Source organism: Bacteroides sp. DH3716P (genome assembly GCF_025914115.1).
Classification (GTDB): domain Bacteria; phylum Bacteroidota; class Bacteroidia; order Bacteroidales; family Bacteroidaceae; genus Bacteroides; species Bacteroides ovatus.
In genome coordinates this window covers 1,887,679-1,899,790 of the sequence record NZ_CP083673.1, presented here as the reverse complement: position 1 = coordinate 1,899,790, position 12,112 = coordinate 1,887,679, and the positions used below count along the sequence as shown (strand labels likewise).

The 12,112-nt window shown below is 39.7% G+C and carries 8 protein-coding genes; 3 read left to right on the top strand and 5 right to left on the bottom strand.

Annotation, left to right across the window (positions count from 1 at the left end):
- Window positions 1-121: 121 nt before the first annotated feature.
- Genes KQP79_RS06685 through KQP79_RS06675 form a run of 3 tightly spaced genes read left to right on the top strand, consistent with a single transcriptional unit; the run spans window position 122 to window position 4,160 of the window.
- Entirely contained in the window at window positions 122-310 is a 189-nt protein-coding gene (locus KQP79_RS06685) for a hypothetical protein (protein WP_055236265.1), read from the top strand.
- A 37-nt stretch (window positions 311-347) separates the two neighbouring features.
- Window positions 348-3,200 carry a TOTE conflict system archaeo-eukaryotic primase domain-containing protein gene (locus KQP79_RS06680; protein ID WP_234120753.1) on the top strand — a complete coding sequence of 951 codons (2,853 nt, stop codon included), beginning with the start codon at window positions 348-350 and terminating at the stop codon, window positions 3,198-3,200.
- A gap of 12 nt (window positions 3,201-3,212) precedes the next feature.
- Complete coding sequence (locus tag KQP79_RS06675) at window positions 3,213-4,160, top strand: hypothetical protein (RefSeq protein WP_074557909.1); 948 nt, start codon at window positions 3,213-3,215, stop codon at window positions 4,158-4,160.
- A 139-nt stretch (window positions 4,161-4,299) separates the two neighbouring features.
- Here the strand turns inward: KQP79_RS06675 and KQP79_RS06670 are convergent, their stop codons facing one another.
- The 5 genes from KQP79_RS06670 to KQP79_RS06650 form a co-directional block, all read right to left on the bottom strand.
- Entirely contained in the window at window positions 4,300-5,199 is a 900-nt protein-coding gene (locus KQP79_RS06670) for a HEPN domain-containing protein (RefSeq protein WP_234120755.1), read from the bottom strand.
- Window positions 5,200-5,285: 86 nt separating this feature from the next.
- A complete protein-coding gene (locus tag KQP79_RS06665; RefSeq protein ID WP_234120756.1) occupies window positions 5,286-7,040 on the bottom strand; it encodes an SWIM zinc finger family protein in 1,755 nt (584 codons plus the stop codon).
- Window positions 7,041-7,049: 9 nt separating this feature from the next.
- Window positions 7,050-7,910: a hypothetical protein gene (locus tag KQP79_RS06660; protein ID WP_234120758.1), complete on the bottom strand. Its 861-nt coding sequence runs from the start codon at window positions 7,908-7,910 to the stop codon at window positions 7,050-7,052.
- A complete protein-coding gene (locus KQP79_RS06655; protein WP_234120760.1) occupies window positions 7,907-11,575 on the bottom strand; it encodes an ATP-binding protein in 3,669 nt (1,222 codons plus the stop codon). The genes KQP79_RS06660 and KQP79_RS06655 overlap by 4 nt, the downstream gene beginning before the upstream one ends.
- On the bottom strand, window positions 11,559-12,110 hold the full coding sequence (locus KQP79_RS06650; RefSeq protein WP_004308256.1) for a condensin complex protein MksE: 552 nt from the start codon (window positions 12,108-12,110) through the stop codon (window positions 11,559-11,561). The genes KQP79_RS06655 and KQP79_RS06650 overlap by 17 nt, the downstream gene beginning before the upstream one ends.
- Between the last annotated feature and the right edge of the window lie 2 nt (window positions 12,111-12,112).

The window sequence follows — 12,112 nt, the reverse complement described above, 5'->3', positions numbered from 1 at the left end:
CCCTTAGGCACGAAACATGGCAGTAATTTTAATATTTGGTAGGAAAAATGTATTTTTGTACTAGATATCAAATTTAGCAATAAACTACCATAGCAATGATGCGAAGTTAGAGATTGATTTTTTGATTCAGCATGGTGGTGAAATCGTTCCGATAGAGACAAAAGCAAAGGAGAATCTTCGTGCCAAGTCGCTTTTTACCTTTGTGGTTTCTCGTCCGGGTATGCACGGATTGCGTTTCTCCACGTCGGATTATCGAGAACAGGATTGGATGACGAATATTCCGCTTTATGCTATATCGACTTATTTCTAAGTTTAGCAGAAAATGTGATTACGAGATTTTATCTACCATGAAGAAGAACCTGACATATGAAGAACTTTTTGAAGCCAATGTACGGCTACAAGAAGAAAACAATGTTTTGAAAGATGAAATCAAACATCTAAAGATGCAACTACATATAGATGATAAGCCACAAAAAAGTATTGCAGTCACTCGTTTATCTTTGGAAAAAAAGGTCGCATTGTTTAGAGAGTTGTTCCATGGTCGGAAAGATATTTTTGCAAGAAGATGGTATAGCAAGAATAGTGGAAAATCTGGTTACCAACCTGTATGTTTGAATGAATGGGACAGACAATTATGTGATAAAAGGAAATATAAATGTACCGAATGTCCTAATCGCCATTTTAAGGAGTTGAGTTATGAAGATGTTTATAGACATCTTGAGGGTAAGGATATTGATGGTTGCGATATAATCGGAGTATATGCTATCCTCCCGGACAACAAATGTAACTTCCTTTGTGCCGACTTTGATGATAAATCATGCGAGCATGGCTATCAAAATGATGTATTATCCTATATAAATGTTTGTAAGGAATGGAAGATTCCACATGCCATTGAACGTTCACGCTCGGGAAACGGTGCACATGTCTGGATATTCTTTGAAACATCTTTGGAAGCAAGTAAGGCGAGGAAATTAGGCAATACCATATTAACAGAAGCTATGGAAAGAAATGGACGGATGACCTTCAAGTCATACGACCGGTTCTTCCCAAATCAAGACAGATTACCAGAAGGTGGTTTCGGAAATTTGGTCGCATTGCCCCTACAAGGCAAAGCTCGAAAGGAAGGGAACAGTGTATTCGTCGACGAAAACTTTATGCCATATGAAGACCAATGGACGTATTTGGTGGGTGTGCAAAAAGTTCCAGAAATATTGGTTGATAGGATTTTATTGAAGCATGGAATAACATCAGAACTTGGAGATTTGTCAACTACAAGCGAAGCCAAACCTTGGGAAACACCATCAACACAAAAGATTGCAAAAGAAGATTTCCCCAAGGAACTGCTTCTCATAAAATCCAATATGCTTTATATTCCCCTGGAAGATCTTTCTGCAAAGGCGATTAATCACTTAAAACGCATTGCCTCTTTCAAAAATCCAGAATTCTATGCAAAATTGGGAATGAGGTTATCTACATATAATGTACCTCGCATTATCTCATGTGCAGAGCCATCGGATAAATACATCGCCTTACCTCGTGGATGTGAGGATGCTATTACTAATTTGTTGGATGAAAACCATGTTTCTTATCGCATGAACGATCAAACGGAACTTGGCACCCCAATCTCTGTTCAATTCAAAGGAGAGTTACGTGAAGAACAGGTTGCAGCTATAAAAAACTTGATACCACACAACAATGGCGTATTATATGGAACTACAGCATTTGGAAAAACCGTAGCGGCTATCGGATTGATAGTGGAGCGCAAAGTAAACACACTTATTCTTGTACATACCAAAGCCCTGCTCGACCAATGGAGAACCCGATTGGAAGAATACTTGATGATAGATTACAAACAAGAAGATACACCACACAAACGTGGACGCAAAAAAGTATTTTCTCCTTTTGGGACCTTGGATTCCAAAGGAAACAATTTACATAGTATGGTAGATATTGCCCTGATGCAATCCTGTTTTGAAGAAAATGATATAAAACCCTTTATCCGAAATTACGGCATGGTGATAGTGGACGAGTGTCACCATGTTTCAGCGGTAAATTTCGAACGGATATTGAAGTACTCAAACGCCCGTTATGTATATGGACTGACGGCAACGCCCATTCGCAAAGACGGACATCAACCTATTATCTTTATGCAATGTGGTCCTATCCGTTATTCTGCTGATGCAAAAACACAGATGGCTTCGCAAACATTCGAACGGTTGCTTATACCTCGTTTTACAAATTATCGGGAATTGACGGATGATAAGAAAACATATACTCAAACCATACAAGGAATGAGTAATGACATCTGTCGGAACACACGCATCATAGATGATGTATGTAAAGCATTACAAGATGGACGTTCTCCTATTATTTTGACAAATCTGACCTCTCATGTGGAAATATTGGCAACCATGCTTACTTCAAAATGCAAGAATGTAATAACGCTTGTCGGCTCAGAATCAGTAAAAGAAAAACGCTTGAAAATGGAACGTTTACAAAATATTCCAAGAACAGAACTTCTTGCAATCGTTGCTACAGGCAAGTATGTAGGAGAAGGCTTCGACTATCCTCGTCTTGATACGCTATTTCTCACCTTGCCCGTTTCGTGGAAAGGCATCGTAGCACAATATGCAGGTCGTTTGCACCGTGAGTATCCAGGCAAGAAAGATGTTATTATTTATGATTACATTGACATTCATCTGTCCTTATGTGACACCATGTATAAACGGAGATTGAAAGGATATGCAGCGGTTGGCTATAAATTGAGTACAATTAATCCGACAAATCTTTTCCACGATTCTCCAGATATCATATTTAATGGAATGAATTTCTTAAAGCCATTTCTTTCCGACCTATCATGTACTCGTAAATCGGTAGTAATATCCTCTTCCAAATTGTGGTTTAGCATACGGACTCCCACGCTTGTTATGCTACAAGAACTTACCTTGCGAGGCGTTCAAATTATAGTATTCGTAAAATGCCATTCAGAAAAGGATGAATTATTGAAAAGGATTGGGGTTAAAGTAATTGCCAAAGAGAATTTGTCCTTACATATTACAGTTATTGATAAATCATTAATATGGTATGGAAGTGTGAATTACCTCGGTTATAATACGGAAGAGGATAATGCGATAAGGATTTCAGAGAGTGTGATTGCGGAGGAAATGTTAGAGTTGTTGTATAATAATAAAAAATTATAGTAAGTAGCAAATATGAAAAAAGAGTATGTCTTTTCTTGGGCTGAAAATACCGAGGGGAAAATGGTACATGTTGATAGTGTATCAAGAGGTTTACGTTGTGAATGTACTTGCCCGAATTGCCATGAAAAATTACTTGCCAGACATGGTGATGAAAGAGAACATGGATTTGCCCATCATAGTGATACCCGAGGAGCCCGTCTTGAAATATGTTACATGGTTATATTGTATAAATTGGCAGAGCAAATTATACAAACGAAGAAGCGGATTCATGCGCCGTCTTATTATGGTATATATAAGGAGGAGGATATTGAATTTGTTGATGTAAAAATCGATAGTCGTTTTGAGCGCGAAGACAAACAACCCGATGTGATTGCCACAACCCATGATAATAAACAATACCTGATAGAGTTCGTATTTAATTATAAAGTGCAACATAAGCAAGATATAGACTATCATAATCTGACTTGTCTTGAAGTTGATCTTTCCAATCAGACTTTAGAAACATTAGAGCAATTTCTTCTATCATCAAATGCAGATAGAAGATGGATTAACAATGAAGTCTATTTTAACGAAATAGAATCGATTTATCGGAGTAGAGGAAAATCTGTCAAGGTAGCATCTGAAACAGATTGCCAACAATGTAATTTGAGATATTCGTGTTGTGCAGTAAAGGAAACCCCTACCTCATCAACTCCCATACTCATTGAAAATAATGGGCAAAAGTATAGACTTTGTAAAACGGAACTTCGTGAGCAAAAAGAGCATCGTCAATCTATTCAAACAGAACAAATTGAGATTGAAGATAATACCCTGAAAAAAACTTGTTTTAATTGCGAGTATAATCTTAGTTGGGCTAATAAAAATGGATTAGCTAATTGCGGCCTACAACGTCCCAATATCCCTAAACGGCCTACTCCTGATTATGCAATATCTTGTCCTATGTTTAAACGGAAACGATGATAGATTACTCTTTCAAGTCCCTTCGATGCCCTTAAGCCAGCATAATGGAGATAAAAAAAGATAATCATATAAAGAATTTTGCCTTCATCTATCGTGATGATGATTGGTATTTTGTATCTACATATAACCTACCTTTAAACTATAGTATCACAGATTCCGTCATTGTATCATATTCCGCAATTTTCTCTTTACATAAGCGTTCAGTAATATCTTTCAGAATATCTATGCGGGCAATAAGGTATTCCAGTTGTTCTTGTGAGATACTGAAATCTTTGTTATAACGAGCCTCGATATACGAACGGCATAATAAATCAAAACATTCTTTCTCTTCATCCGTATTTTGAGGAAAGACTGTGGTCAATTCCTGTGAGAAACGTTTTACCATCCCACTAAGCTCTTTAATTTTATGAGTTTTTGGAAGATAATTCGTAAAAACCATCAGGATAGTATAGTATAATTTTTCACAAGTCTGATGAAGCATGAAAGCTGATAAGTTATATTGTTCTTTAGGCATGAAATATTCCTTCACAACACCCAAAAAGTCACACGCATAAGGATACAACCTATCAAATTCACTCTGCGCAATATCCCGAATCTCTCTAAAACTCAACTTTCGCGGTTTTGCCAATTCACATTTACCACTATTGTAAAGCATAATTCCTTCCTTTACTATATCTGTAAAGAAATATTGGCTGATTTCCAAATTACGGTTTACTGTATTAATATGTTCTACAACAAATTGTGGAAAAGCATGACGACGGTCTGCAAACAAGTCATGATATTTATTCGTAATACGGTTCAATTTTCTTTCCACATATTTAGTCTGCCCGGTCACAACAAGAAGAATATCATAATCGCTTTGATAGGAAGTATGAACACCAAATTCTATATTAGTGTCCCATAAAACATAGTTTCCCCTTGCATAACTCCCGAACAGGATAACCATCTGACAATTCTCGATGTTTTTACACACTAAATCCAGCAAGACTGTCAATTCTTCCTGTGTACGTTTGGGTAAACGTTTTATAGACTTCTTCATTATCATTCTTATTTGTAACTTTACAAAGGTACGAACTTTATCATCCCTAAACTACAGAGATGGAAAAAACTTATAATAAAATCTTTTCAAAAATCCTTCAACACTTCCATCATTGCCGGACGACGTTTATATTTTATCCGAAATTCCGCTACTATGTTTTTCACCGCAGTCTGTCCTCCCTTTAGTTTATGTATGCACGGTAACACTTGTGCGATAAATTCATAATTCCTCCGTCCCATTTTCCGTTCGGCATAGTCATTCAACGAAGAAGTATACATAGCAATCAGCTGTTCCGAATGAGTATCCTTCAAATAATGAGCATACCGCATCAATGCTTCCAGTTGATCATATCTAGTTGATGACAACAAGGTGAACAGACGCTCATTATCCTGTTCTTTCACATAGATATCAGCTTCAGCACTTCCACCGAAAGAAAAATAGTTACTAAATTCTGTTTCCTTCATCATCGCATCCAGAAAATTCTTCCATTGTTCTTTCGGAATCAGAGTTTTGAGTTTATTGTAATATGTCAGTTTATCCCTGCCTGTCACAAACAATAGACGACATGTATCAACTACTTCGGAAGTCCGGTTGGTCGTCTCGTAAATCTTCAGTTTTATTTCCAACCATTTACTATCGGTACCGGGATATATCTCTTCTTTCGCAATCTCTATTCCTTCATCCAGCAAACGGATGGCTTCATCGTATTGGCAACGGACAATCAATTTTTCAACCTCCATCTCCCGTATTTCAGTCAGATAAAGATATTGGCGGATCGTTTCATTCGCTTTTTGCTCTTCATTCTGCTCCAATAACAAGTTGACTTTGCGAAGAACTAACTGATATAAATCATGAGTGTCCTTTCTTGTTTCAAGAAGTCCATCAATCAATTCCAAGGCTTTTTCTGTCGGCTGAATCGAAAGATTGATTTGCATCATAAGTTCATCTATATCATAGATTCCGTAGTTTCGATAAGTAGATATTTCAGCAATCTGACGTAATTCCTGTAGAATATCCGTCTTTTGTTTCTGAGTTGTTTTAGGATGTCCAACCACTTTCATGAGTAAACCTCCTGCATGCTCACAATAAAGGGAAGTGCCAAAGTCATCATCATCGTCAATATATAGTAATTCATCCTCATAATTCTCACCGATAGAACGAAGTGTTTGAAGAGCTATGGCAATAGTACTATCCATATCTCCCAGACTCAAAAAGAAGTCCGCTTTCTTCAGAAAAACATCCATTCGATTGAAAACAGTTTCCCAATCACGACTGTAATCATTATAACGATTATGATAACGAGACTTTTTACTGTCACCGAAACTATTAAAAATCTTTTGGATTTCCGTTCTATAATCTTTTCCCTTTGATGTCGAAGACGATTCCTTGAATATAAAACGCTTCAAAAGCGCCGCCTTAAATTCCGGATTCGTTGAGGCATATTCACTGATAAATGTAGAAATTTCTTGCGGACTAATGAATGACAGCAATTGTTTGATGTCCACATCGGGCTGTACAACCTCTTCTTCCTTTGTAACTATTCTCATTTTTGAAAATGCACTACGACTTACTCGTTTATTATTATCACGAATTGCCAGAAGTGCTGCCACGACATGCTTGCAGATTTCTCCATCATACGGACAATCACAGCACCAGGATTCTACTTCCTTTCCGTTCATAGATATTTCTACATTATAATCATCCGTTCCCTCTACGGTTGCAGTCCATTCACCGGGTGAGGTTTCTTCCAGTTCGGAAACGGCATCTGTATCATAATACTCTTCCCCGCGCATCAATATCTTATAGGGGACAAAGTTCTCAAAATTATCCAGTGTAATCATATAACTAATTTAATACTTTATATATCCTTCTTGTTCATACGCTTTCCCATATTTATGAATCATTGCCACCAACGGCCTTAAACGTTCGTCAGAAACCAACATAGCCCTATAACGCAAATACTGATTATCATAAAGCTGCCGGTTTCCGTCCTTGAGGCGTTTCTTCACATCCGCAGGAATGAAAAATTCCGCACGATTGCCCAATTTTACATAGAATTCATTTAAAAAGATAGAAATGCCAGCCAAATCTATGTCTCCGAAATGAATATAGCGATTGGGGATTATCTTTAGCCAGTTACACAAATCCTTCGATTGCGGATAACGGGACACGAAAAGAACTTTCATTCCTTTAAACAAATACTTTTGGGCACGGATATGCTGGAAATTCTCTCCATTCTCTATACCCACCACTACAACATCTTCAGGAATACGGAAATATTCGTAATCCTGCATGAAGATGGAAGTACCTTGTAAGGGAGAAAGCACACATAGTTCACCATGAAAAGTAGCTTCTATAGGCTCATAACAATTGAGGAGAAAACCTTTGAACGTACGGGTATATCTCAGTTTAGAGTCCCCCGCCTTCGCCACTTGCTCCGAACGTAACACTTCATCCGGACAGTTCTTCATCTCAATCCAATCTTCCAACTCCATGCCGGAAGTATAATTCTGAGCAAGATAAATACGGCAACCTTCCGGGTCAATCATACGAAAACTACGCATACTCCCTCGGGGAACAATAGTGATGATTCCCTCATCCATTAATCTATTTGCTATCAGTCCATCAAACTTTGTGTAAGGTATGAGCTCGCCGCCCAGCATTTTCAGGACCAGCCTCGCCATCGCCAATGTAAATAAACTGCCACTCATTTTTCTATCTTATTATAGGTTAACAATGGGACAGCCTGTGTATTTGACCGCCCGTCTTTACTCAATAAATAGGTATAACGATAATCTTCCACATTATAAGTAGTGGGAGAACTGTTTACCAACAATATATTCCGGCAATTGGCAAAGTCCAAAATACCTTTCACATTGTTGGGGTGTAACTTGCCTATTTCATCCATCATACAATGGATTTTAAAGTCACCAAACTTACGTGAAGCCTTTTCTTTGAATACATTAATCAGCATGATATTGACCATTGCTTTTACCAGAATGTCCGTACCGTCGGAACCTACATTGGCTATCTTCTCCACCCATCCCGTATCGTTATCATTCTCTTTCACACGGAACTCCAGTTTGAATGTATCGGCAAGCGCCAACCGTCTGCGTCCCGGCTCGTCAAGCAGGAATTTCATAAACGACAGCAAATGCCGGACAGCCGTCGCATTGACATCTTCACGGGAATCCTGCGAGAACAAGTCAACCTTTCCCATATTATATTGGTTCTCATCACAGAACCGCTTAATCTCCAGCAATAACTGCATCAGTTTATCGCTGCTCTGAAGCGGACGAAGTGCTATTTCCTTAATTACTCCGGCAAAATTCCGTTTGACAAAATCGTCGTTGATATCCTTTATTGTTCTGTGTATCTCGCTTTCATTACGGGTCAGTCCTCCCACTTCCTGCGAAATCCGGCGGATTATATCCGTATACCGTTCACTGATATGTTTCTGATAATCGGAAATCTTATCATTATCCACAAACTCGCACAGATTGGAAGCGAAATCATAGTAATCCTGTTCTCCAACCAGTTCCGTACGGAAATGAAACGTGTTTTTTGACGAGAAGTTTCCATTGAACTGCGTCACCGCTTTCTTGAATTCTTCTGTTTTTTTGATGGTGGATACGATGAGAGACTTCAATTCTTCCACTATAACATCACAACTTTTCCGGGTAGGCTTCTCTCCTATTTCCGTCACAGAAGGCGGACAGAAAATTTCATCTTTCCGGAACATATCCACTTTATTCAACCCGTCCTCCAATAAGCGCAATTCCTTGCTAATTCGGTCGAGGTGCTCGTCCACCCCTTTTTTCTGAACTTGCAACTTTTCCTTTTTCAGATCGAAACGTTCGTTCAATGCAACCAACTTCGCATCCAATTCCTTCTTCCGGCTTCGCGTAGCAGGTTCTTTATCAAACAGTTCCTCTTTGTCTTTTTCATAATAAAGAACTTGCGAACGGGATTTGCCAATATAATCCAATTCTTTATTTATTTCGGCAAGCCTGTCATCATACTTGCGGATAGTGACCGTATCAGCACCCTTTCCATTCAATTCATTCTCCTGCGCCTGCTTCAATTCCTTTTTCCGCTCCTCAGTTTGCTGTTTCATCCGCTCTATCTCTTGCCGAACACCGGCACTGAACTCTTCCAGTTCCTTTCGAAGCTCAGTCCGACTATCATTATACACTTTCCGGCAGGCTTTCAGCAGTTTTTCCCGTTCCGCCAAATGCTTCTCCTTCTCGCCTTCCGCCACATAAAGACGATGACCGATATCATTCAGTTGCGCCTGTAATTCTTCGACACAACCTCTTTTCCATTCCTCCTCCTTCGTCTTCCATGAAGCGTAATCAGCCCGCAAATTCTTCAATTTTACAGGAATCTGCATTCGCTCGGCTTCCATCAGATGTTGTTCTTCCAAAATACTATGTATTTGCTTCGAATACTTCTTCTCCAAAGAAGAAACAGCTTCCCCCTCTTTTTCCGTCAGTCGGGTGAGACGGTCGATACAGAGTTGCCGGGCTGCTTGTTGCCTGTCGCGCTCCTGCTTCATTTCCTCGGGAGTGCGGACAGAACGCTCGATGGCTGTCAGATTGAGTGAAACGCCGAACAAAGTAGCTTCCTTATTCACTAATTGAGGTTGCAGTTCATTGTTATACAGCACCAGTTCCTCATCCGCCACCTTGCCTATCGTCTCCTGCCAATCCGGTTTATTCTTCTCCAACCATTCGCACAACGAACCTTTTCGTTTCTCAATCAAGGCATCCAATGTTTGCAACTGTTCTTCAATCGCACTCCGCTCTTTACGAACGGTCTCCATCTTTGCCTGAAATTCCCATTTCAATTCTTTCACTTTCCATTCACACTCCTGTCTCAACTGCTTTATTTCTCCTTGCTGCTGACGGATGCCAAGTTCCAGTTCCCTATCCTTTTTGCGCAGTTCGTTGATACCATCTTCACAATCAGACATTTCCTTTTGATGGGGATGTTCGTATTTCACCTTTTGAAGTTTCAGGTTACACTGTGCCTGTTCATCGCGCAACTGCCGGATACGATTATCCACAGTCTGCACTTTCTCTTCTTGCGTTGCCCTTACTTTCTCTTCTTCCACACGAAGTTGTTGCATCAATTCCTCCTGCTTGCCGGAAATCTCCGCATTCCGAGCATTTATCCGTGCTTGCTGGCTATTCTCAAAAGTACGGAAATCAGCTTCCAGTTTCTCAAACAGCAATCGGTACTTGCTCAATACATCCTCATAAGCCCTTGTCAGTTCCGATTTCATATTCCGGACTTGTTCTAGTTCCTGAACCAATAATTCTTCGCAAGATACCCGTTTGATGATTTCTTCAATCTGCATCTGCTCGTAATGCAGACGTTTCTCACGTATCTTTTTGAGCAAATCGTTTATTATACCTATATCCCTAATCAAGCCATCACGCTCATTGGTGTACTTTTGTTGCAGTTCACCCATAAGCCGCAGCAACCGTCCACGTTCCGTCTCGGCTTTAGCCTGCTCTTCCTTCACTAACGGAATTTCATGCAAAGCCTGTTTCTCCGCAAAGTTAAGCTCCGCACGCCCTTCACCAATCTGCTTTTGAGTATAAATCAAGTCACGATAGGCGTTCATTACTTTCTCCGCCATCTTCCGGACAGGCACTTCTCCATTCTTGTTCTTTGTAAACCAAAGCATCACGTCCCTGTATTCTTGCTCGAATTCCTTTATCTGGCTACGATAGAAGTCCAAATCGACAGAAATATCCTCATCACTCATCGAACGGATAATGGTATCTTTTATAAAGTCAGCATCCAGTTTGGAATTTAAAAAGACGTTCTGTATGGTACGGGGAATATTCTGATATTTTGCACTTTCCACAATGGCAAACTTGCGGTAGGGTATCATTTCATGCTTACGGTTATTACCGAAGATGATGTCCCGATACATCTCATAGCTAGTCACTTGTGCAGTAATCTGAATCTTCGCGCCGATGTGTTCGCGGATACGTCCCCATTCGGAATGTACCACATTATGCTCGTCAATAAACCAGTCCTGTTGGAATGGCGCATCAATAAAACGGAAAAACACCCGTCCCTGGGATTTGGCAGCTACCACACAATACGCCCCATTCTCCCGCATCACCTCATAGATAATGTAAGAATTGGCGTATGGAAAGTAAAAAGCATCGAAGCTTTTCTTCTCCTTCGGAATACCCAGTCTTAGTTTGTCAGCATTGTAAAAGAAGAGGATGGCACGAAGCAGCGTACTCTTACCGACACCTTGCGTACCTATAAAATGTACGTTCCCATCCAACTTCACTTCCGCATACGGAATATGGGCACTGTTCAGAAAAATAATCTTATTCAGGTATCTCATCTTGCACCTCCTCTGAAATTGTGATACAATCAACCAAGTCCTCCATATAATGGAAAGCCGACAATACTTTATACGTCCCGTCAAGTTCGTTTTCTTTCTCTATCAGTCCTATACTCTCCAGTTCTTTCAGCAGTTTGCCGACTACTTCATCATATTTCTTCTTATCCGAAAACAGTTTAGTTGCCTTTTCTTTCAGTTCGATATCGCATCCTATCTGAATCTCAATATCAGCAGCACGAAACAGAAAGCCCGGGCCGAATGCCGAATGATAGGTTTTCAGGAAACTCAAGTAATCAATCCACTTCTGAATTGCTTCCAGTTTACGTTCTAAGTCGACTTTCGATTCCTTGCGAGTAAAGTAGTAATAACCGTCACCGCCTTCCAGATAGAAGCCGATACCTTTGTAATAATCATAATAATCGGGCAAATCTTCCTCAATGGCATCATACAAGCGTTTCACTTGGGTAGAGACACTATTGGAAGAAATAAATCCCCCTTTGCTAAGTATATTAAATATCTCTTCAGTGTATTTCATGG

Coding starts and splice junctions, on each gene's coding strand:
- KQP79_RS06680 (WP_234120753.1), top strand. CDS start 348: ATGAAGAAGAACCTGACATATGAAGAACTTTTTGAAGCCAATGTACGG.
- KQP79_RS06675 (WP_074557909.1), top strand. CDS start 3,213: ATGAAAAAAGAGTATGTCTTTTCTTGGGCTGAAAATACCGAGGGGAAA.
- KQP79_RS06670 (WP_234120755.1), bottom strand. CDS start 5,199: ATGAAGAAGTCTATAAAACGTTTACCCAAACGTACACAGGAAGAATTG.
- KQP79_RS06665 (WP_234120756.1), bottom strand. CDS start 7,040: ATGATTACACTGGATAATTTTGAGAACTTTGTCCCCTATAAGATATTG.
- KQP79_RS06660 (WP_234120758.1), bottom strand. CDS start 7,910: ATGAGTGGCAGTTTATTTACATTGGCGATGGCGAGGCTGGTCCTGAAA.
- KQP79_RS06655 (WP_234120760.1), bottom strand. CDS start 11,575: ATGAGATACCTGAATAAGATTATTTTTCTGAACAGTGCCCATATTCCG.
- KQP79_RS06650 (WP_004308256.1), bottom strand. CDS start 12,110: ATGAAATACACTGAAGAGATATTTAATATACTTAGCAAAGGGGGATTT.